Source organism: Bartonella capreoli, assembly GCF_902813205.1.
In the GTDB taxonomy this organism is placed as follows: domain Bacteria; phylum Pseudomonadota; class Alphaproteobacteria; order Rhizobiales; family Rhizobiaceae; genus Bartonella; species Bartonella schoenbuchensis.
In genome coordinates, this window is the sequence record NZ_CADDZX010000146.1 from 1 (window position 1) to 505 (window position 505).

The 505-nt window shown below is 37.4% G+C and carries 2 protein-coding genes; both read right to left on the bottom strand.

Annotated features, from left to right (window positions below):
• Positions 1-288, bottom strand: a 288-nt coding sequence (locus J7R05_RS07775) for a 23S rRNA (pseudouridine(1915)-N(3))-methyltransferase RlmH (RefSeq protein ID WP_208541823.1), incomplete at its 3' end; no start/stop codon positions are given.
• Between the two features lies 1 nt (position 289).
• The coding region (rsfS, locus tag J7R05_RS07780) for a ribosome silencing factor (protein ID WP_208541824.1) at positions 290-505 on the bottom strand (216 nt) is incomplete at its 5' end.

Consider the following 505-nt stretch of genomic DNA (forward strand, 5'->3'; position numbering starts at 1 on the left):
ACGATAAAACTGTATTTTTTCCGCAAAAGCAGATGACGAAATCGACTTTCCACGCTCATCTAACACGATTAGTCGACATTTTTCAGGCAGAAATTCGATAAGCTTTCTTCCCTCTTCTTCCATACGCTGACATGCTGTCTGAGCACGACTTTCTGATATTTCCTTTAATTTTTTTAAATGAACCCCTATAGCTCCAGAACTTTTAGAAAAACGATCCAAATAATGGTCAACCAATTTGTGCTCTGCTCCTTTCTTCATGCGACCAACAGAAAAAATAGAAATTTGCATGTTAATGATCTCCAAAAAGAACCGATTTTATATTGTTTAACTCTGGTACAAGCCACATTTTTTCTAAATTGTAAAAGAGACGAATTTCCGGACGAAAAATATGAACAATAATATCACCTGTATCAATCAATACCCAATCACCTCCCGCAAGCCCTTCTACACTTGCAAGACCGCTGCCACTGTTTTTCCAAGTACGTAATAAATGATCAGCAACAGC